This window comes from Paenibacillus xinjiangensis (assembly GCF_059686975.1).
Map to the genome: position 1 here is coordinate 1 of NZ_JCAALS010000048.1, position 19308 is coordinate 19308.

The 19308-nt window shown below is 46.8% G+C and carries 22 protein-coding genes; 9 read left to right on the forward strand and 13 right to left on the reverse strand.

What is annotated here, in order from left to right:
• Positions 1-143: 143 nt before the first annotated feature.
• Together catR and AC6ESP_RS28820 are read right to left on the reverse strand one after the other, a co-directional pair.
• On the reverse strand, positions 144-470 hold the full coding sequence (gene catR / locus AC6ESP_RS28815; RefSeq protein ID WP_497100217.1) for a catDE operon transcriptional regulator CatR: 327 nt from the start codon (positions 468-470) through the stop codon (positions 144-146).
• A 102-nt stretch (positions 471-572) separates the two neighbouring features.
• Positions 573-1373, reverse strand: a complete 801-nt coding sequence (locus tag AC6ESP_RS28820) for an AIM24 family protein (RefSeq protein ID WP_497100219.1) — start codon at positions 1371-1373, stop codon at positions 573-575.
• A 248-nt stretch (positions 1374-1621) separates the two neighbouring features.
• On the opposite strand from AC6ESP_RS28820, the gene AC6ESP_RS28825 reads away from it, so the two are divergent.
• A complete protein-coding gene (locus AC6ESP_RS28825) occupies positions 1622-2572 on the forward strand; it encodes a D-2-hydroxyacid dehydrogenase (protein WP_497100220.1) in 951 nt (316 codons plus the stop codon).
• A gap of 124 nt (positions 2573-2696) precedes the next feature.
• Here AC6ESP_RS28825 and AC6ESP_RS28830 read toward each other — a convergent pair whose 3' ends face one another.
• Positions 2697-4139, reverse strand: coding sequence for a DHA2 family efflux MFS transporter permease subunit (locus tag AC6ESP_RS28830; RefSeq protein ID WP_497100241.1), 1443 nt, complete (start codon positions 4137-4139; stop codon positions 2697-2699).
• A 235-nt stretch (positions 4140-4374) separates the two neighbouring features.
• On the opposite strand from AC6ESP_RS28830, the gene AC6ESP_RS28835 reads away from it, so the two are divergent.
• Positions 4375-5013, forward strand: a complete 639-nt coding sequence (locus AC6ESP_RS28835; protein WP_497100222.1) for a TetR/AcrR family transcriptional regulator — start codon at positions 4375-4377, stop codon at positions 5011-5013.
• A 79-nt stretch (positions 5014-5092) separates the two neighbouring features.
• On the opposite strand, the gene AC6ESP_RS28840 is transcribed toward AC6ESP_RS28835, so the two are convergent.
• The 3 genes from AC6ESP_RS28840 to AC6ESP_RS28850 are packed head-to-tail and all read right to left on the reverse strand — an operon-like array spanning position 5093 to position 6948.
• Complete coding sequence (locus tag AC6ESP_RS28840; RefSeq protein WP_497100223.1) at positions 5093-5401, reverse strand: putative quinol monooxygenase; 309 nt, start codon at positions 5399-5401, stop codon at positions 5093-5095.
• Positions 5394-6395: a helix-turn-helix transcriptional regulator gene (locus AC6ESP_RS28845; RefSeq protein WP_497100224.1), complete on the reverse strand. Its 1002-nt coding sequence runs from the start codon at positions 6393-6395 to the stop codon at positions 5394-5396. Before AC6ESP_RS28845 ends, AC6ESP_RS28840 begins: the two co-directional genes overlap by 8 nt.
• 55 nt (positions 6396-6450) lie before the next feature.
• Positions 6451-6948 (reverse strand): DinB family protein, encoded by a 498-nt coding sequence (locus AC6ESP_RS28850; protein WP_497100225.1) that lies wholly within the window; start codon positions 6946-6948, stop codon positions 6451-6453.
• Positions 6949-7137: 189 nt separating this feature from the next.
• On the opposite strand from AC6ESP_RS28850, the gene AC6ESP_RS28855 reads away from it, so the two are divergent.
• Entirely contained in the window at positions 7138-7533 is a 396-nt protein-coding gene (locus AC6ESP_RS28855; RefSeq protein WP_497100226.1) for a hypothetical protein, read from the forward strand.
• A 140-nt stretch (positions 7534-7673) separates the two neighbouring features.
• Here AC6ESP_RS28855 and AC6ESP_RS28860 read toward each other — a convergent pair whose 3' ends face one another.
• The 3 genes from AC6ESP_RS28860 to AC6ESP_RS28870 all read right to left on the reverse strand — a co-directional run bounded on the left by AC6ESP_RS28860 (position 7674) and on the right by AC6ESP_RS28870 (position 10353).
• Positions 7674-7910: a hypothetical protein gene (locus AC6ESP_RS28860; RefSeq protein ID WP_497100228.1), complete on the reverse strand. Its 237-nt coding sequence runs from the start codon at positions 7908-7910 to the stop codon at positions 7674-7676.
• Positions 7911-8513: 603 nt separating this feature from the next.
• The gene (locus AC6ESP_RS28865) at positions 8514-8978 is read right to left on the reverse strand and encodes a hypothetical protein (RefSeq protein WP_497100229.1); all 465 of its coding nucleotides are present in this window, start codon (positions 8976-8978) and stop codon (positions 8514-8516) included.
• A 175-nt stretch (positions 8979-9153) separates the two neighbouring features.
• Positions 9154-10353 carry an acyltransferase family protein gene (locus AC6ESP_RS28870; protein ID WP_497100230.1) on the reverse strand — a complete coding sequence of 400 codons (1200 nt, stop codon included), beginning with the start codon at positions 10351-10353 and terminating at the stop codon, positions 9154-9156.
• A 242-nt stretch (positions 10354-10595) separates the two neighbouring features.
• On the opposite strand from AC6ESP_RS28870, the gene AC6ESP_RS28875 reads away from it, so the two are divergent.
• On the forward strand, positions 10596-11129 hold the full coding sequence (locus tag AC6ESP_RS28875) for a sugar phosphate isomerase/epimerase family protein (protein ID WP_497100231.1): 534 nt from the start codon (positions 10596-10598) through the stop codon (positions 11127-11129).
• A 91-nt stretch (positions 11130-11220) separates the two neighbouring features.
• Here the strand turns inward: AC6ESP_RS28875 and AC6ESP_RS28880 are convergent, their stop codons facing one another.
• Together AC6ESP_RS28880 and AC6ESP_RS28885 are read right to left on the reverse strand one after the other, a co-directional pair.
• On the reverse strand, positions 11221-12510 hold the full coding sequence (locus AC6ESP_RS28880; protein WP_497100232.1) for a sensor histidine kinase: 1290 nt from the start codon (positions 12508-12510) through the stop codon (positions 11221-11223).
• Positions 12510-13190 (reverse strand): response regulator transcription factor, encoded by a 681-nt coding sequence (locus tag AC6ESP_RS28885; protein ID WP_497100233.1) that lies wholly within the window; start codon positions 13188-13190, stop codon positions 12510-12512. The genes AC6ESP_RS28880 and AC6ESP_RS28885 overlap by 1 nt, the downstream gene beginning before the upstream one ends.
• A gap of 211 nt (positions 13191-13401) precedes the next feature.
• Between AC6ESP_RS28885 and AC6ESP_RS28890 the strand changes: the two genes are divergently transcribed.
• From AC6ESP_RS28890 to AC6ESP_RS28910, 5 genes are all read left to right on the forward strand, one after another.
• Complete coding sequence (locus tag AC6ESP_RS28890; RefSeq protein ID WP_497100234.1) at positions 13402-14142, forward strand: polyphosphate polymerase domain-containing protein; 741 nt, start codon at positions 13402-13404, stop codon at positions 14140-14142.
• On the forward strand, positions 14139-14819 hold the full coding sequence (locus tag AC6ESP_RS28895) for a DUF4956 domain-containing protein (RefSeq protein ID WP_497100235.1): 681 nt from the start codon (positions 14139-14141) through the stop codon (positions 14817-14819). Before AC6ESP_RS28890 ends, AC6ESP_RS28895 begins: the two co-directional genes overlap by 4 nt.
• Positions 14820-14838: 19 nt before the next feature.
• Entirely contained in the window at positions 14839-16122 is a 1284-nt protein-coding gene (locus AC6ESP_RS28900) for a carbohydrate-binding domain-containing protein (RefSeq protein WP_497100236.1), read from the forward strand.
• Complete coding sequence (locus AC6ESP_RS28905) at positions 16082-16612, forward strand: hypothetical protein (RefSeq protein WP_497100237.1); 531 nt, start codon at positions 16082-16084, stop codon at positions 16610-16612. The genes AC6ESP_RS28900 and AC6ESP_RS28905 overlap by 41 nt, the downstream gene beginning before the upstream one ends.
• A 133-nt stretch (positions 16613-16745) precedes the next feature.
• Positions 16746-17429 carry a glycosyltransferase gene (locus AC6ESP_RS28910; protein WP_497100238.1) on the forward strand — a complete coding sequence of 228 codons (684 nt, stop codon included), beginning with the start codon at positions 16746-16748 and terminating at the stop codon, positions 17427-17429.
• A gap of 83 nt (positions 17430-17512) precedes the next feature.
• On the opposite strand, the gene AC6ESP_RS28915 is transcribed toward AC6ESP_RS28910, so the two are convergent.
• Positions 17513-18559 carry a bifunctional transcriptional activator/DNA repair enzyme AdaA gene (locus tag AC6ESP_RS28915; protein WP_497100239.1) on the reverse strand — a complete coding sequence of 349 codons (1047 nt, stop codon included), beginning with the start codon at positions 18557-18559 and terminating at the stop codon, positions 17513-17515.
• Positions 18560-18592: 33 nt separating this feature from the next.
• On the reverse strand, positions 18593-18727 hold the full coding sequence (locus AC6ESP_RS28920) for a hypothetical protein (protein ID WP_497100240.1): 135 nt from the start codon (positions 18725-18727) through the stop codon (positions 18593-18595).
• Positions 18728-19308: the final 581 nt, after the last annotated feature.

Here is a 19308-nt window from a genome sequence, read left to right on the forward strand (position 1 = left end):
TTTTCTTGCTTGTATAAAATTCGAAACGGCATAGGACTATTTCCTATGCCGTTTCGGATTCATTTTCTATTCACGATCTTGTCTCTGAGTTTAACTTAATGACATTGCCCTGACGGGTGGCCTTTGTGGTAGTTGTCCTAAAATTACGATTCAGTTGGAAGCTCAATCCACTCCGTGGCCCATTGGCCGATATCCTCGAAGAGCGGAGCAAGAGCGTGCCCTTTATCAGTTAACGAATATTCTATTCTTACGGGTATATCCGGGAACACATCTCGTCTGACAAGGCCTTCGCCTTCCAGCTCTCTAAGCCGCTCGGTAAGAACCTTCCCGCTAAGGTTCGGAAGGAGTACACCAATCTCGGAGAAACGTTGTGGACCTGCTAGCAATTGAAACACGATTAAAGCAGTCCAACGTTTGCTTAATAGGTCGATGGCTTTTTCGAACCGAGGGCATAATTGTGTTTGGTCCATTCTCATCACCTCATCACCAAAGTATACGCCTGCTGTAACCTACATACAATATTCCAATATGGATTGAGCGAAGGGCATCCCGCGGGGATGCCCTTCATCTGCTTATCTAGCTGGAGAATTCGCGGGGAGAGGGCCGCTGTTGTTCGACATGAGCGGGGCGAGCCATACCATGCCAGTTCCCCGATACACGTTAACCAGACCCTCACCGGATACGGCCGATCCCATTCGCGTTTTACCCGATTTCTCAACCGTGAACTCTAGCGAATTCGACCACATCAATGCGAAGTTGCCATCTACCTTCAGCACATCATTCTGGAGCTCAACGACGACAGCCTCTTCAGAGGGAATAGGTGCTTCCAACGCCAGAATGCCTTTCCCCTTGGCGCTTAGATTGAATAGGCCTTCACCACCGAGTGCGGCTGAGGAGAGGTTCTTGCGTGCGGCAACTGCAACTTGCAGGGATGACTCACAGGCTAGGAACATCCCATCGTCAATGACGATGTGGTCGTTGTCCACATCGATTAGCCATAGATACTTATAGGTCGTCTCCAGCATAAGGGTACCTGTACCTTTATACAGCGGTTTAACGGCACTGGTCCCGGTTACCGCGCTGGTCACCAAGTTCCGCATCAAGCCGCCAACGCCTTTGACCCCCGAGGTCATCTCGATATTGCCAACCATATATTGCATAGCTCCCGCGCTAAGCATAACCTCACTGTTCTTCAACTCAATCATAAGCTGCTTGTTACGCATATTGCTCTTGCTCATGAAGAAGTTGGACTGGGCCTCTGCATAGCTTGTGCTGCTCAGGTCTTCTTTGTATTCAATGATCGTGAATCCGCCAAGCTGCTCTTTAATGACCACATTGTCGTTATCTTTTAAATTATTGATAGTGAAAGCCATAATGATACACTCCTTCAAGTAGGTAGAATAATATCAAACATTCCTTCAAGTTAAGGTATTCGACAAAAAGAATCGGTATCCTTGCTTGTATGGTCAGGAGGGTGTCTCATACCGAATCAGGACCTGGACGATATCCATGGATGGGGGTAAGTAATAAATAGGGTATAGTAAATGAAGCTATAATCAGCGGGCCTGCCTTTATAGCAATCATATGTAAAAAAATAGACAAGTATGAAGGAGGAAGCATCTTGAGCCAAGGAACACCGAGCATACTGGTCTATCACAATGAGGCTGACCGCTATGCAACCATTCTTAGGGCGCATGGCTGCACCTCCGTGAACACAGCCAGAACCCCTGAAGAGGCATTGCTGCATCTCCCGGGAACAGCGTTCATATTAGGGTGGAATTTCCCCTCCCACCTGTTAGTACTGCCAGAGGCGGCTTCCGTACAATGGGTGCAGTCTACGGGAGCAGGTGTTGACAGCCTTGCCTCGGATCGGAATATTACGGAGACAATTCGGCTTACGCGCATCGTGGATCAGTTCGGTGTGATGATATCGGAGTACGTTTTCGCGTATCTATTGGTGCATTGCAAGGACATTCCGAGGTTGCTGAACGCGCAGGCTAATCGGGAATGGGATACATTCAGCCCGGGCACACTCGAGGACCAAGTTATCGGAGTTGCAGGGCTTGGATCTATAGGTGCTGAGATGGTTAGAAAAGCCCGTGCCTTTGATATGAAGGTGTACGGACTAAGCCGCAGTGGCAAGCAGGCCGATCTCGTAGATCGTCACTATGCACCTGAGGATTGGCAGGGTTTTGTCCGTGAGCTGGATTATTTGGTTCTGACCTTGCCTCTAACGCCCGAGACAAGACAGGTGGTCAATCGGGATGTTCTGCTAGCGATGAAACCAAGCGCTTGTCTGGTGAATGTAGGCAGAGGGCAATTGCTTGTGGAGCGGGAGCTTGTGGAGGTTCTGCAGGAAAGAGAGCAATTAACAGCCGTGCTCGATGTGTTCGAGCATGAGCCGCTGCACCAAGAGAGTCCGCTGTGGTCCCTGCCGAATGTCAGGATCACCCCGCACATATCAGGACCTAGCAGAGCAGAGGATGTAGGAAGATTCTTCGTCGATAATATGCGAAGACTACAGCAAGGCGCTCCGCTTATGGGAGAAGTGAGCCGGGAGCGGGGATATTGATTGCATGTAAGGGTATCCGTGTTCAATTGGAGCACAATGTTGGTAGAGCTTAATTGCTAATCGTTAGTGAAAAAAAGGGGTGCCCTAGAGTCGTTTGACCGCTCTAGGACACCCCTGTTTGCTGTTATTTCTTCAATGTAACACGCTTGATGAAGAAGGCCATTATGAAGCCTACAATTGCAGCGATCATTGCGAAGATGAACGCGTTCTGCACGCCGGAAGTGAGTGCTGCTGCAGCGTTCGCAGGATCTGCTGGATCAGTGACACCTGCCATATATTTGTTAATGCCTGATGTCATCACGCTGACAGCAACAGCCGTTCCGATCGCGCCGGATACCTGCTGCAGCGTGTTCATGATCGCCGTACCGTCCGGATACAACGCTTGCGGCAGCTGGTTCAGACCATTAGTCTGCGCTGGCATCCATACCATCGAGATTCCAATCATCAGACAGGAATGGAGGACGATCATAAGAGCGATTGTAGAGGTCGTCGTCGTATTAGATAAGAAGAATAACACGGCAGCTACGATGGCAAGCCCTGGAATGACGAGCCACTTGGGACCGAACTTATCGAATAATTTACCCATAATAGGTGACATGACACCGTTCAGAAGACCACCGGGCAGCATAACAAGACCTGCTGTCATAGCTGGCAGTCCGAGCCCCTTGATTAGAAACATTGGCAATACGAGCATGGAGGACATCATCAGCATCATGCAGATGAATACCATCAGTGTTCCGAATGTGAACATCGGGTGCTTGAACACTCTAAGATTCATCATAGGCTGCTTCATGCGCAGCTGACGAATGGTGAAGAAGAACAGGGCTACAACACCAATGATCATCCAGAGCAGTACCTCAGGGCTGCTCCAGCCGGCCTCTGATTCACCTGCGCTGCTGAAGCCATAGACGATCCCGCCGAAGCCGATTGTTGATAATACGATCGAGGGAATGTCGATTCTGGGCTTGGAAGTGGTGGTGACATTCTGCATGTACACCATTCCGAACACTAAGGCTAGTATTAGAACCGGCAGCGATAGCCAGAATATCCAATGCCAGCTTAGCTTATCCAGCAGGAGGCCTGCAACGGTTGGGCCAACTGCTGGTGCTACCATCATGACCAAGCCGAGCAGACCCATGGCGGAGCCGCGTTTGTCAGCTGGGAAAATAATGAGAATCGTGTTGAACATCAATGGCAGCAGCAGTGCTGTGCCGGCAGCTTGGAAGATACGAGCTGTGAGCAGAATCTCGAAGCTTCCCGCCATCGCGGCGATCAACGTACCGATAACAGACAAGCTTAGTGAGGCAATGAACAGCTGCCTTGTTGTGAATCTTTGCAGCAGTATGCTGGAAATAGGTACTAATATCCCCATCGTTAATAAGTATCCAGTAGTTAACCATTGTACGATTGCAGCGGTTATGTTGAAATCTGCAATTAAATCACTCAAAGCGACGTTCAGTGCGGTTTCACTGAACATTCCGATCCCACCGCTCAAGATGAGGGCGATCATGATCGGGAGTACCCTGTATTTCTGTGCGGGTACGGTATTGGCTGGTGTTCCTTCCATTGCTGCTTGCAAGCTGATCCACTCCTATATTCTATATCCTAACTTTATGATTCCATGATTGCATATATACGAAACCACTAGTTCCGTAATTGAGTATACTCAAATGAATTACGAGATGCAATAGTTTCGTTATAAAATGTTCGAGCTGATCCGTAGCATGAGGCGGCGCTTCATCTTTGAGTTTCTAGAGGGTGCGTGCTATAGTGTTAGGATAATAAGTAGGGGGCGCAAGCAAATGAATGAACAAATGACGTCCAATGAAAGTTCAGTGGACTCAGAGGATCTGGCTTGCAAACGAGGAAGGCCTCTAGATAAAAGTCGTGATGCTATCATTCTTGAGGCCGCTCTACAGCTTGTCGCTGAGAAAGGCTATGAGCCTGTAACGATGGATGCCATTGCGCATCAAGCTAGGGTAGGTAAAGCGACGATCTATCGTAGATGGCATTCGAAGCTAGATCTTATTGCATCCGCGCTGGTGGAGATTACACCATTCGAGTGGACAACGACGCTGGAGGATTGCACAGGAAGTCTAAGGCAGTTTCTCTGTAAATTGTTGGCTGATTATATCGGTTTGAACGATGAGATCCGTCATAAAGTATTATTGTCAGTCGCGGCGGCTATGTGTATGGATAAAGAGCTGTCCAACTTTTTTCAATTCGAGTATGTGGCGAAGCAGCGGACTGCGATGCACGCAGCCATCAAGCAGGCGGTGCTCAGCACGAATGGTATAAGCACGAAGAGTCTTGACATGGCGGCAGATACGGGGCCAGCCCTGCTGTTCTATCAGATGATGACGATTAGAGAGCCAATCAACATGGCTTATATAGAAAGAATTGTGGATGAAGTCATGCTTCCTCTATTATTGATAGAATAGAATAGACAAGCAGGCGAGCAATTCCCAGGAAGGAGTAGGGGAGTTGCTCGCCTGTCTGGTTGTATAGCCATGAAAGATCCTATAGGTGAATACCTTTGCCGCCTAGGGGAAGCAAGCGAACGGGCTCTGCTCCTGCAAGAAGGGGTCTCCCTCGCTGCAGCAGCAGAGCAACACTCTCATCCTGCAGAGAAGCAGCGTGTGCTGCAGCATCTATCCATAGCTCCGTCACCCATACGGTATCCGGATCATCTTTGGAACTATTCACGATATACAGCTCACAGCGGTCGTTAGCCTGCAGCTGCTCAGCGGCTTCCAGAAGAATACTCACAAGCTCATCTCGTTTGCCGGGATGGGCGATTAACTTGCCGTACATAGCGAATTTATTCAAGATAGTCACCCTTTCCAATTGGTGCAGCAAGCATATTTGTATAATACTCTGCCATTCCTGTACTTACTTCGACCATCTTACGGATCAGTATATCCGGTTCCTGAATGGTCAGAGCTCTGCCATAGGGGAGGAGGTAGTACGGCACATAGGACAATAAGGAGTCGGATCCTAGCCTGAACAGTGCCTCGCTGCCTGATCGTTCAATGAGAGCATGTCCGAACAACCAATGCTGGCATAGCTCATTGAGTGCATGCTCATGTCCTGCAATTCTAACAGTCACCAGTGTCTCGTCATTGATTAAGTTAGGGAGCAACTGACTGAGCAAATAGGATTTGGGGGAGAACCCAGCAGGCCGTTCGAAGCGCTGTTCACTCGGCAGCAAGCGGGCGATGCGATCTACACGGAAGCAGCGTACTTCTTGGCGTAATTGACAATAGCCAACGGTATACCAGATTCCTTTCCAATGGACAATACCATACGGGTCATACTTGCGTGCTCGGGTGAGGCCTTCCCTCCCCTTCACATAGTCCATAAGCAATGAATAACAATTAGCGGCCGCTTCCTCCAGAGCCTGAAGAAGGGGCTCCAGCTTAGGATCGACCGGTGGATGGATAACGGCTATCCCCTGACTATGACGCTCAATCTGATCCAGCTGTTTCTCGTTGGTATATCGCTTCAGCTTATCGATTGCACGCTCTAGAGCATCGGTGAAGGGGTAGCCAGCTTCTCTAGCGAATACGGAAGCATGGACGAGCGCTTTCTGCTCTTCTGCATCGAACAGAAGCGGCGACTCCGTGAATGGCCCAAGGATTTGATAGCCGCCGTTCGTTCCTGAGTCAGCAATAATAGGTACTCCGCTTATACATAACGCGTCGATGCATCGGTATACGGTACGGACATGAATCTCTAGCTTGTCAGCTAGCTGCTGGGCAGTTACCCGTTGTCCGGAACGCAATATCCATAGGATAGATAGCATATTATCGGCTTTAGACATGTCACCCTTACCTTCCATCTACAAGGTCGTTCATAGTAGTCCCAACATATCCCTTTTAGGCGAGTGGTGCAAGTCCCTTCTCGATCCAAGATTCGTAGGTTGGCCCATAGACCTCTGGGATTTGTATTCCAGCTTGTCTCATGAGGACGGTCATTTGGCCGCGATGATGTGCTTGATGCATAAGAGTGAATCGCAGGGAAGCGCCATAGGTATACTCTTCTCCCATGATGAGCTGAGTTTCTTGAAGTCTCTCATCCGTCCACTGTGTCTTCAAGGCATGCTGAAGCGCTTGGCCTAAACGGCGGTATTCCTCCGCAATGACAGCAGCGGATTGAGGGATATTCTCCCCTCCCTGGGGGCCTTCGAAGGTCAGGCCGCAATGGGTCATATAATGGATAGACAGGACAAGATGCCAGGCGATTTGTCCAAGCGTCCGTCGCTCCTCTATCATTCTCTGGGATAAGGACTCATCTGTCAGCGCATCCATCACCTTTTCGGTTAACCGCATTTCCTGTGCCCAATCGGTAATAAAGTCTTCAATAGTTACGAGCATATCTATTCCTCCATTGGCTAATTTGTATCGTACTAAGATTAAGTATATAGGAGCATTACTGACAGATACGGTCAGTGAGTCGAGATTGTAATGGCGGTAAGCAGGTATGATATGATGAGCTTAAGTACTATTAGATACATGAACTAAGAAGACGAATGACTATAAGAATAGATGAGAGGGGTTCCAACGATGCAACTTTCGGTTTTCTACAGTCATATTGAAATGGCGAGTGAGCAAACAGGGCTGGAAGTGGAGGAAGTGCTGCGCAGAGTACATGAGTATGGCATTGATGCAGTCGAGCTTGATCTGGAGCATGTCTCATCTGGTGTAGAGACAATGAAGGAGCGGCTGGAGGGGGCGGGTATGTCCGTCGCGTCGATGTACGCCTTCTTCGACTTCGGTAACGATTCGAGTGTCGAGCCCGGGTATCGATTCCTTGATAAGGCAGCTGCTCTAGGAGCGAGGAAAGTGCTGGTCATTCCTGGCTTTATCACGTTGCTTCGTCGATTAAGAATTGCTTCCATAGCTGCAGGTCCTCAAATTTCACTTGCTGCGGATCGTACGAATGGCTGTGCATATGGCTGAGATACCAATCTATAAAGGTCTCAGCTATATGCACATAATTGATAATCGTCTTTTGTTGTAGACCATCTTTTTCCATGCCCTTAATATAGGATTCCATCTGGGCTCCCATACTCAAAACGCCCTTTCTGTGTTAAGCTTTTCTAGGGCAGTTTCCGGGCAAATATTTCTCCCCTCATAGATCTCTTGGCCAGAGCGAGGGATTCCGGGGCTGCTTCAAATTTTATAAATCCGCAATGATTTTTACTACATATCATAATCTTTACGGCAGGTATATTATCCGGAATAAAATCAGAAAATTTGAATTCAAAAGGTCCCGATTTAATTTCCACATATCCAATTGGTTCTATTATACCATTCCTACATTGTGGACAGTTCATGATGAGATACCCCCTATTTTTGCAGCTTTAGCTGCAACATTCCCCCTACAATGATTAAAATTGCACAGAAGAACCCGATGATTTGCATATACTTATTCATATTTCCATAAATGCATTCAATGGATATCCAAGTACCAAGGGCACCGTGATACGGGTTACACGTCTATTGATGTCATCCCTGTTAATCAGATTTATCGCAGCTCTAATTTTAAAGCCATTCATGAGGGAGTCTATTTTGTCTCTTCTTATAATGAAGGGGCTAATCAACTGGTCATATCATCTATGGATGATTCTTATGAGATGTTGATTCAATTTCCGCGAACAAAGTAAGGACGACTGTATGTAGGAGGATTATTCTTTTGGCCAAGCGCAAACGCAGACAGAAAGAGAAACCGTTAAACAGCTTATTTTTGATTCTAGTGTCATGAGAAAATAAGGTATTAGACCGGATGTCTTTATTCCATGCTTCTCTTTGAATAGATTTATCGTCAGATTCCATTAAGTTTTAGAATGATCGTAGAAATAAAACAGCGACAGCCAAGGACGAGTTAATAAAGTCCTAGACTGTCGCTATTTCATTGAGCTACGTCTCCCGTTTAGTGCTTACCAAGGAGTGTCATTAGCTTTCATTATAACTTGTCCTTTTGGCACACCTGTTCCACCGTAAACAGTCACTGTGTAAGTGCCTGAAGGAACAAGGGGATTGTAATCATTATTTATAAAATTTACTCCTACTCCATCTGCTGCAACGGTTTTATTAAAGATAATTGTACCCTTAGTATTATGCTTTACTTCAACTCTAAAAGCTTTTGACCCTGTATTTTTTACATACATATTAATATGTGGATATCCAATCTCTACTGTCCATGTAGTACTTGGGTCTGCTTTAGTATTATTTAATAAATCCCAGTTTAGTGTACTGGGTTGGAGTGCCAGAGGAACAATGACTGTCTCAGTTCCTTTTGTGGATGCCGTAGAGCCATTTGCCGAAACAGCACTAGCAACTCCAGTAATAAGAGAAATAGATAATACACTAGTACCAATAATCTTCATAAATTTGCTTGTCATTTTCATAACTTCCTCTCAATATAATTTTATATTTTTCTAACACGAAAGGTATCATAACACAATAAGGTTAATTCTACCAAATAACCCATATTACGACACTTTTATAGAACAATATACCTATATTTTTAATACAAAAATAGGTATATTGCCAACGAAAAACGCAGGGTTGTTGGTTTCAACGCCGCATTTTTGATGCATTCATATTTTTCTCAACTTTTCGAGCAAGTTTTAATGCCCCTTGATCGATATATTTCATATAATAATGCGACAAAATAAATAAGGGCACCATGGAAACCATAAACGTAATTGCATAGGCAAGATTATAACTAAAGTGATGAATCACTTTACTAAACAGGAATGCGGAGAACGTATTTAGGAAAGTAAAATGAATGAGGTAAAGAGAAAATGAAATCTGTCCCAAATAAGCAAACGGTTTCCATCCAAACACCTGCTGCAACACTTTTAAACGAAGCAGAGCAAACAAAATCATAGCAGAACCTAGGGTTCGTGCAAGAAGTCGTGGATCGATGTTAAATTGAATCCATTGATTGATAATTTTTGTCCAGACTTCTATAGGTTCGTACATAGTCCCCATTAATGAAGTATAAGGCGCCGAACCTAAGTAAATCCCCATTAAAAGCACAAGTACTGCCGTTATTTTGCTTTGTATCCATTTGTGCTTGAGCAAATCGGCAAGCAGCATTCCCCACAAAAAAGCGACAAAATAGGTTTGAATAAAAACAATGGATAAAACCACATACACAATCCATCTTTTTTTTACTCGTCCAAATAAAGCAATAAAACCGAATATCAAAAAAGAACCTACTAGCTCATAGCTCATTGTCCAAAGGACTGGATTATAAGGGTGTGCTTCAAAAAGGAAAAACGGATCAAAAATAGCAGCCTTAATAATGGTATATATATTTGTATCTAGAACGTAATAGTTCTTTTTCATATCCGTCCATGTTGTTGCCCATATATCTTGGAGATAAAAGGCATTCGTATTAATCGCTAGGTACACAAGCAATACGGATACCGCTGCCGGCACGGCAAGCCGAATGTACCTCCTCAGGGCGCTGGAATGCAACAATTTTAGAAAGGTCTCATTATCGAGCTCTTTTTCAAACATTTTGACACTGAGCACATAACCACTTAGCACAAAAAACAAACAAACGGCAAATTGTCCATTATAAAATAAATTAATCGGAGAATGTCCGTACCAGATATCCCATTTAAAATGAGCTTGTTGCTGACTTCCAGTTAACGCAGCTGGATAAAATACTTGTATGTAGTGCGAAATAACCACGGCAAATGCCGCGAGGCCCCTAATGCCATCCAAATAGAATAGCTTCTTTTCAAATGTCCCATTAGTCATTTTTATACCTCATCTTCCATTAATGATGTTAATTATAACATGCGATGCTGCGCGAATAATGCGTCTAAGTACCTCATTGTCGAGTTCTTGATATCCAGCTTTAGGAAGTGCACCACTAAGTGTTTGATAATCCTTTACATGGCTATTTCAGCTCAAATATTGAAGCAAAGCTTCACTAAACATTGACAGTCTAACACTTTATTTTTCAGTCTAGAACTTTAAATTCTTCTGAAATCTAGCCCTTGCTATCTCATCCGGTTGAAGAGTCGGCTAGCAGGGAGGAGCGCTCCGCAGCACTCCAGAGCATGGTTGAAGCGTTGAATAGAATGTGTGATTATGCCGAGAATAACCACATTGTTGTGACGATGGAGGATTTCGATGATCGTCGTGCGCCCTTCTCTTCCTCAGAGGAATTACTATGGTTTCTAGAGCAGGTTCCGAAGCTAGGCTGTACATTCGATACGGGGAATTTCATCTACCGTGGTGAGGATGAGCTAGAGGCATTCGAGAAGCTCCGGTCTAGAATTGTTCATGTCCACTGCAAGGACCGCTCATTGGATGCGCGTAGTGGCGGTACACCCAAAATCACGACTAACGGAACGAGGCTGTACCCTTCTCCTGTCGGGCATGGCTGTCTTGCCATAGAGGAGATTGTAACGAGACTGAAGGCTGACGGCTACAGCTCTACACTAGCGATTGAGCATTTTGACGCCGTAGATGAGCTGGGTTATATGGAGAAGTCGGCAGCGTGGCTTCAGAAGGTCATAAGACTATAAGTGCATGCTTCCTGGTTCAATGAGGCAGTCGCCAGTCCGAACGCAAAGAGATCCAGATGGTCATATAACCTTCTGGGTCTCTTTATGCGTTTTATCCCAACGGGAGCTGAACATAGAAGGAGGTAGCTTCCATTCGTTTGCTTTTTGCATATATCTTCCCCTTATGCTGCTCCACAATCGACTTGGCTATGGCAAGTCCGAGTCCGTAACCACCTTGCTTGCGGGCCCTGGATGGATCGACACGGTAGAAGCGGTCGAAGATTCTGTCCAGATGCTCGGGTTCGATGCCTTCTCCTGTATTGGTCACCTTCAGAAGGAGATCATTATGCTGTTTTTTGAGAGTGACGGTTATAGCTCCCTTAGCGCTGGTGTATTTGATGCCATTATCGAGCAGAATCATGACGACCTGCTTAATCTGCTCACTGCTGCCGCGTGCCAGCAATGCAGGCTCAATCTCATAGCTCAGCGCAATATCCTTCTCGAACATAACGGCCTCCATCGTTAGAATGACGCTCTCCACAGCCTCGCTTACGTTGAAGCTTGCATAGAGCATGCTTGCCCGGGAGTCATCCATCTCGGTAAGGTACAGGAGATCGTTGGTCAGTGTCTTCATTCTCTCCGTTTCCGATTGGATGCGGTACAGCCACTTCGACTGATTCTGAATGGTGTCCTCACTATTAGATAACAGAACATCTGCATTCGTGTTAATGACCGTTAATGGCGTCTTCAATTCATGGGAGGCATCAGCGATGAACTGCTTCTGCCTATTGAACGCTTCCTGAACCGGAGCGATAGAGCGATTAGCGAAGTAACGGCTCGTCAAATAGATCACGATCAGCATAACGAAGCCGACGAGGGTGAAGGTATAGACGAGATTCGTAAGGATCTTCTGTTGAGCGGTGACATCTAGGAAGACAACATTATATCCAGCTGCCATCTCTTGAATGTTATATGCCCAAGTGTTGCCGTCCAGATTGAATTTCCCTTCATCAGCATGTTCGGACTCTGTTGTCTTGATCGCTGCGGCGTAGAAATCATCGTCCATATCGAATCGGGAGTCGACAGCTGTAATTGCCCACGCTGAGTCCGTCTGCAGGCTGAAGGACACGGAGCGTTCTGGCGGCGTACTTGAGCTATCCTTGGATTTCTGCGGGAATCCCTCTCCCTCTCCCTCTCCCTGTCCCTCTCCATCAGGTCTATGCTCCCCCATGCTGTCATCAGGCTTGTGATAAAATTCAGATACTCGCTGCAAGTCCATCTTAATATCGCTGCGCACATTCTGATAGGTAATCGTGTAGATCGTGGCAAAGGCCATCAGCATCATGCAGGAGATAATGACTAGGTTAACGATTAGAAACCGATTGCGAAGCTTATTGAACATTAGGAGCTGGCCTCCAATACATAGCCTACACCTCTAATGGTATTAATTCGCACGGAAGAATGCAGGAATGCGATTTTTTTGCGTAAAAAAGAAATATAGACCTCCACGTTGTTATGCTCGACCTCTGAATCAAAGCCCCATAGCTTCTCAATAATCTGTTCCTTCGAGGTTACTGCTGATTTCCTGGAGATAAGCAGCTCCAGCAGCTCACTTTCTTTCAAGATCAGCTTAAGCTCCTTCCCTTGGCAGGTAAGCTTGAGATTCCGCGTATTCAATTCGATATCCTCGAACTTCAATGCATCCTCTGCTATAACGGCCTCACCCTTGCGTCTTAGGGCAGCTCTTATTCGTGCCAGCAGCTCTCCGGTTGAGAATGGCTTGGCGATATAATCGTCGGCTCCGTAATCCAGCCCTGAGATTTTGTCGGACACCTCACCTTTGGCGGTCAGCAGAATAACGGGTGTCGATATTCCTTTGCCGCGCAGTGTCTTCAATAAAGTGATACCGTCCATCTCAGGGAGCATAATGTCGAGCAATAGGAGATCATATATGCCGCTTAGCGCGTTATCGAGCCCCGATAAGCCATCGTGTACGGCATCAACGGAGTAGTGGTTTTTTTTCAAAATCTGGGTTAATGCCTCTGCTAAGTGAACCTCGTCTTCTACTATTAATATTCTCATGGCGTTTCCCCTCTGCTTCATTATATACCTCTATTTGGTATGGCCATTATATGAAATAAACCTTTAATCAACCTTAATAGTAGCACTTGGACGCCTGCCGAGTAAAAAGTTTACAAAAGATTAATCATTTAAGATTCATTAAAGGTTGCGGCTCTAAGATACAGGTATGGAAGCGGTGAGGCATTCACCCACAAGGAAGGAGCGATAGCCGATGGCAATCGAGGTGTTCAATCGATATGAGAGCAAGTACCTGATGGATGATAACATGTTCAACATCATTTATAATCGACTGCTCGAATACATGGAGCTGGATGAATACAACAAGAACGATCAGTTTTATTCCATTAGCAACATCTACTATGATACCGAGCATGATTCATTAATACGCAATAGTCTGGCGAAGCCCAAGTATAGAGAGAAGCTCCGCATAAGAGCTTACGGTATTCCGGAGAGAGAAGATAAGGTTTACTTGGAGCTTAAGAAGAAGGTGTTCGGTCTGGTGAACAAGAGAAGAACGGCGCTGAAGCTGAGCGAGGCTTATGAATTCGTTCGAACAGGCGTGGAGCCAGTGTTCAGAGAGGGCATGAACAAACAGGTGATCGAGGAGATCAAATACTTCCTGCAGCGTTATCATCTAGAGCCCAAGGTATATCTGGCTTATGAGCGAATTGCGATGTTCTGCATCAACAATCGAGACCTGCGCATTACGTTCGATACGAACATTCGATCAAGACGCCATGATGTGCTGCTGGAAGCTGGCGACAATGGAGAGAAGCTGCTCTGCCCCGGGCAATGGCTGATGGAAGTGAAAGCAGAGAAGACGATCCCGATGTGGCTGTCCAGAATGCTGTCGGATCTAGAGCTGTACCGGACGAGCTTCTCCAAATACGGCAATGAGTACAAAAAAATGATCGCAAACGAAAACCAAATAAGGGAGAGAATTTCGATATGATTGATTCACTATTGACTTCGACGACGACAAGCTCTGAATTTACATTAATGAATGCCATCCTTACAATCGTAGTTGCCATTGTATTAGGCGCCGTCATCAGCTTGACCTATATGAAGACGCAGCCGGGCTACTCCCAGAGCTTCACGCTGACGATGATCGTCTTGCCAGTCATTGTAGCCATCATTATTCTGCTAATCGGCAGCAACATCGCAAGAGCCTTCAGTCTTGCAGGAGCCTTCTCAATTATTCGGTTCAGAAGCGCGCCTGGTGATCCGAAGGATATAGCATTCGTCTTATTCACGATGGCAGCTGGTCTGGCCTGCGGTGTCGGGGCATTCGGTTACGCTGTACTGTTCACAATCTGTCTCTGCTTACTGATGTTCTTCTTGAAGGCTATTAACTTCGGTGCCAGCAAGGCAGCTCAAAAATTGCTTAAAGTCACGATCCCAGAGAATCTAGGGTATGAGGAAGCGTTCGATGAGGTATTCAAGAAATTCAATATCAAGTATGAGCTGAAAAAGGTTAGAACGACCGAGCTCGGAAGTCTGTACGAGCTAGTATATATGGTGACGCTAGATCATCGCACGAATCAAAAGGAATTCCTCGACGCCGTGAGGACAAGGAACGGCAATCTAGATATTACGTTAACGATGGGACCAACAGCATCAGAATTTTAAAATAAGAGAGGAACGATAAATGATGAAAAACCAATGGATAGCCAAAAAAATAGGAATCATTCTATTATGCGCAGCCTTCATGGCAGCATGCAGCAATACGACGACGACGACAACGACAACGACGACTTCGGGTACCGAAGCAACAGCAACCACCGCTGTTCAGTCGGGTGAAGCGACATCAGGTGAGCAGTTGACCAGCATTGATCTTGCACAGGAGATCGAATATGAAGCGGATGACCTGTACACGGATTGGGCTTCTTCGAATCCAACCTCTATTACGCTCAGTGGAACTGGAGCAGCTATTGAGGGCTCAGGAGCAGAAGTAGAAGGCAGTATTATTACCATTACAGAGGCTGGAACGTACGCGGTGACGGGCACGCTGGCTGACGGTCAGATCGTGGTGAATGTACCAGGCGACGGAGTTGTACGCTTGGTATTGAATGGGGCAGAGATCTATAACAGCACGACCTCAGCCATCTATGTTGAGGAAGCGGGCAAGACGATCATTTCTCTAGCGGAAGGAACGGAGAACCTAGTGTCAGACGGAGAAACGTACGTATATCCGGATGCTACTACAGATGAGCCTAATGCAGCTATTTTCAGCAAAGATGATCTTACGATCAACGGTACAGGGAAGCTCGTCGTTGAAGCCAACTACAACAACGGGATTGCGAGCAAGGATAAGCTGAAAATAACAGGTGGAACGCTCGACATTACGGCGGTGGATGATGGATTGATGGGTCGCGATATACTTGCAGTCCAAGATGGTGATATCACAATCAATGCAGGCGGCCATGCGATGAAAACAACGAATGATACCGTGTCTGAGGAGGGCTTCCTAGCTATTGATGGCGGTACATTCAATCTGAAATCCGGAGTAGATGGGTTGAATAGCGCAGGTGGCGTTCAGATCAATGATGGAGACATTACGATTAATGCTGGCGACGATGCGATTCACGGAGAAATCTCACTCTTGATCGCAGGCGGCACAATCGATATTACGAACAGTAATGAAGGTCTGGAAGCTTCTAACATTGTCATTGCGGATGGCGTAATTAACGTTGTTGCTACTGACGATGGAGTGAATGCAGCAGCAGCCAGCAGTGACGAGACGACAACTACGGAGCAGCAAGCAGGACCGAGCGAAGGCAGCTCCAATAACATGATCACGATTAGTGGTGGATACTTGACCGTTGATGCACAAGGCGACGGGCTCGATGCGAATGGTTCGATTGTGATGAGCGGAGGTACCGTTATCGTTAATGGTCCTACGAACAGCGGCAATGGCGCCCTTGGATTATGACGGAAGCTTCGATATGACTGGCGGAACTCTTGTAGCGGCCGGAAGCTCTGGCATGGTTCAAGCGACATCTGATCAATCGACGCAAGCTGGTATTCTAATGACGTATACAGCTTCACAGCAAGCAGGCACGATCGTTCATCTGGAAGACAGCGCAGGCAATGCGATCCTCACCTTTGCCCCTTCCAAAACGTATCAATCCGTATTCATCAGCTCACCGAGCCTAGCACAGAATACTGCGTACACCCTCTATTCGGGTGGCACGTCGACAGGTGCTGAGGTGAGCGGCCTGTATACGGACGGCGAATATACAGGTGGGACGAAGGTAGTCGAGTTCGAGACAGCCACGCTTGTCACTTGGTTGAACGAGTCCGGAGTAACCGAAGCAAGCAGCGGTATGATGGGAGGTCGCGGCGGCGGTGGTGGTGGCGGCTTCGGAGGAGGCGGCGGTGAGCGCACACGACCTGAAGGCGGCGAAGCACCACAGCAATAGGAGTGTAAGAATGGAACAAGCTGGCGCATAGCGCCAGCTTGTTTGTGCGTTAGGATGAAATCGATTGGTTTGTCTTCCAATGAATAGAAAGAGGCAAAGAGTCCACAATACTATAGACGTAGAATCTGTACTGATGAAGGAGAAGATATTCGTGAGAAGCAAGCTTTACAAAGTGATGATGTGGTCTATGTTTATTGCTCTAAGCGTAGGTCCGATGCAGGCGGTCGCAGCCCATCAAGAACAGTCAGGCCAAGCCAGTATGGAAAGCTCATGCCTTAGTCCTTCTAAGGTGAAGCTGAAATCTGATTTGAGAAAGCTATGGACCGATCATGTCATATGGACGAAGAACTACATTGTAAGTGCAGTTGCAGGATTGGAGGATCAAGAGGCGGTGCTAGCCAGACTGCTCAGAAACCAGCAGGACATCGGTAATGCCATCAAGCCCTATTATGGAGAAGATGCAGGCAATAAGCTTGCAGCCCTGCTGAAGGAGCACATTCTTATAGCTGGACAAATCGTCGATGCAGCGAAAAAAGGCAATCAGTCTGACGTGGACAAATACAATAAAGAATGGTTCCGCAACGCGGATGATATCGCTTTGTTCCTGAGCACAGCTAATCCGAATTGGTCCAATAAAGATCTGAAGGATTTGCTCTATATGCACCTGCAGCTGGTGACAGACACGGTAACAGCGAGGCTCAAGAAGGATTGGAATGCGGATATCGTGTCCTTCGACAAAGGGGAGGACCACATTATTCTGTTAGCAGATACCCTTGCAGATGGCATTATCAAGCAATTCCCGAATGCATTCCGATAGACCCCTTTCAATATAGCTGGCGAACCAGCAGCAGCAACAGCCTCATCTCCGATTGCTCGGACGATGAGGCTGTTGTTTTGCGGCTACAATCCTTTTTTCTCATGGTTTAATAGCCATGCTTTACGTGTGATACCTCCGCCGTAGCCTCCCAGTTCTCCATTGGAATTAATGACACGGTGGCATGGGATTACGATGGCGAGCTGATTGGCGCCATTGGCCCCTGCTACAGCACGGAAGGCGGTTGGCTTGCCCAGCGCATTAGCGATGTCGGCATAGGAACGAGTCTCCCCAGGCGGTATAGCGACTAGCTGCTCCCACACACTCTTTTGAAAAGGGGATCCGAGTAAGGAGAGAGGGGTGGAGAATTCCGCTCGTTGACCGTCAAAATATTCATTCAGCTCACGTTCGATGGATACGATGGGGGCTGTGATGCCGGGAATAATTGCGGATTTGGTTCGTTGTCTAAGCCGCTCCACTTCACGCTCAAGGCCTCGCCTATCCACGAACTCCAGAAGATGAAGGGCATGCTCATCTCCAATAGCAATCATGGGGCCAAGTCTGGTATCGAGCCAAGAAGCTCTGAGAATCTTGCTGTGCTCCAGCAGCGTGGGGGCTGCTCCCATAATTCTGGAGAAGGCGTCGCGGAAGCCGCTGCTGGATTCATAGCCGGCTGACAGCTGAGTGTCTAGAACGGATTGACCTGATCTTATATTTTTCAAGGCCAGCCCCATACGGCGTGCGCGTGCATATTCGACAAAAGTCATTCCGAAGCGCTTCTTGAATTGACGACGCGCGGTGGATTCATCTACCGAGAGATTCTTGAAATCCTGTTCCTTCCAGCGCTTCTCCGGGTTGCTCTCCACAGCCTCAACAAGTAATCGAACGATGTCTGAGACCTGATTCGGATGAGATAATGGACGACAGCGCTGGCATGGCCGATAAGAGGCGAGCAGAGCTTGCTGGGCAGTCTCGTAAAATTCGCAGTTCTCGAACTTAGGCTTGCGCGCTGGACAAGTCGGCCGACAGAATACCCCTGTCGTCTTCACTCCAACATAGAATACCCCCTCATATTCCGTGTTTTTCTCCAGTAAAGCTTGATAATATTGCTCGTATCGTTCGGCTGGTATCATGGATCTATCTCCTATATTTGAATGTTGCCCTTATTATAATCGTTCCTGCACGAGGACGTAGCCGAGAATCAGGCATTGATTCCGTGGATTTCGTGGAAGCAGACCCTCTAGAACGAAGTAAGACCATTCAAGGGCATGGTCATCCTTGAATGGTCTTGGTTGCTTCACTCCCATTACACCATAGCATCTGGTATTCCTTCTGGCTAATCAGCCGGACGAATTTCTCTGCGGACAGCCGGGAATAGGTTGAGTCTATGAATTCTGTCTTGGAGAGAATAAGCTCCAGCATGACTCCTGTCGTCGAAGAAAATCGATCTAAAACGATCTGAGAGCTACATTTTAACGAAAAAATTCGGGGGATTTAAGTCCTCATAAAAAACAGGAGGTTTCTCTAAAGTCTGTGGTTGTATGTGATACAACCTAAGCGGAATTTCAGCGCCGTCCCACTGATTTGATTGCACGAAATACAATGTAGCTCCAGCGCACACAATAAACTAGTCTATCTCGCGTGATGCAGACTGTATTTCATACAACCTCAAGGCGGTATATCGTCAATAGCTTGCTATACACTGTACTCACTACAATTCAGTTTCCTGAAATTTACTTTTATGCGCCAAAACAACGAATTTGGTTGTAAATATGGACCTCTGTCAAGAAAGTGGACAACATCAATCATTTAGCTTCCCCTTTTGTAATACATGGACTCAAACTGAACAGGCGATACGTACCCTAAAGTTCCGTGAATTCGC

What these genes read in the sequence shown, in the direction of transcription:
- catR (WP_497100217.1), bottom strand. Translation starts at nt 470, where the DNA reads ATGGACCAAACACAATTATGCCCTCGGTTCGAAAAAGCCATCGACCTA.
- AC6ESP_RS28905 (WP_497100237.1), top strand. Translation starts at nt 16,082, where the DNA reads ATGGTCCTACGAACAGCGGCAATGGCGCCCTTGGATTATGACGGAAGC.
- AC6ESP_RS28915 (WP_497100239.1), bottom strand. Translation starts at nt 18,559, where the DNA reads ATGATACCAGCCGAACGATACGAGCAATATTATCAAGCTTTACTGGAG.
- AC6ESP_RS28855 (WP_497100226.1), top strand. Translation starts at nt 7,138, where the DNA reads ATGCAACTTTCGGTTTTCTACAGTCATATTGAAATGGCGAGTGAGCAA.
- AC6ESP_RS28870 (WP_497100230.1), bottom strand. Translation starts at nt 10,353, where the DNA reads ATGACTAATGGGACATTTGAAAAGAAGCTATTCTATTTGGATGGCATT.
- AC6ESP_RS28890 (WP_497100234.1), top strand. Translation starts at nt 13,402, where the DNA reads ATGGCAATCGAGGTGTTCAATCGATATGAGAGCAAGTACCTGATGGAT.
- AC6ESP_RS28900 (WP_497100236.1), top strand. Translation starts at nt 14,839, where the DNA reads ATGATGAAAAACCAATGGATAGCCAAAAAAATAGGAATCATTCTATTA.
- AC6ESP_RS28845 (WP_497100224.1), bottom strand. Translation starts at nt 6,395, where the DNA reads ATGTCTAAAGCCGATAATATGCTATCTATCCTATGGATATTGCGTTCC.
- AC6ESP_RS28835 (WP_497100222.1), top strand. Translation starts at nt 4,375, where the DNA reads ATGAATGAACAAATGACGTCCAATGAAAGTTCAGTGGACTCAGAGGAT.
- AC6ESP_RS28860 (WP_497100228.1), bottom strand. Translation starts at nt 7,910, where the DNA reads ATGAACTGTCCACAATGTAGGAATGGTATAATAGAACCAATTGGATAT.
- AC6ESP_RS28880 (WP_497100232.1), bottom strand. Translation starts at nt 12,510, where the DNA reads ATGTTCAATAAGCTTCGCAATCGGTTTCTAATCGTTAACCTAGTCATT.
- AC6ESP_RS28865 (WP_497100229.1), bottom strand. Translation starts at nt 8,978, where the DNA reads ATGACAAGCAAATTTATGAAGATTATTGGTACTAGTGTATTATCTATT.
- AC6ESP_RS28910 (WP_497100238.1), top strand. Translation starts at nt 16,746, where the DNA reads ATGAAGGAGAAGATATTCGTGAGAAGCAAGCTTTACAAAGTGATGATG.
- AC6ESP_RS28895 (WP_497100235.1), top strand. Translation starts at nt 14,139, where the DNA reads ATGATTGATTCACTATTGACTTCGACGACGACAAGCTCTGAATTTACA.
- AC6ESP_RS28830 (WP_497100241.1), bottom strand. Translation starts at nt 4,139, where the DNA reads ATGGAAGGAACACCAGCCAATACCGTACCCGCACAGAAATACAGGGTA.
- AC6ESP_RS28850 (WP_497100225.1), bottom strand. Translation starts at nt 6,948, where the DNA reads ATGCTCGTAACTATTGAAGACTTTATTACCGATTGGGCACAGGAAATG.
- AC6ESP_RS28885 (WP_497100233.1), bottom strand. Translation starts at nt 13,190, where the DNA reads ATGAGAATATTAATAGTAGAAGACGAGGTTCACTTAGCAGAGGCATTA.
- AC6ESP_RS28820 (WP_497100219.1), bottom strand. Translation starts at nt 1,373, where the DNA reads ATGGCTTTCACTATCAATAATTTAAAAGATAACGACAATGTGGTCATT.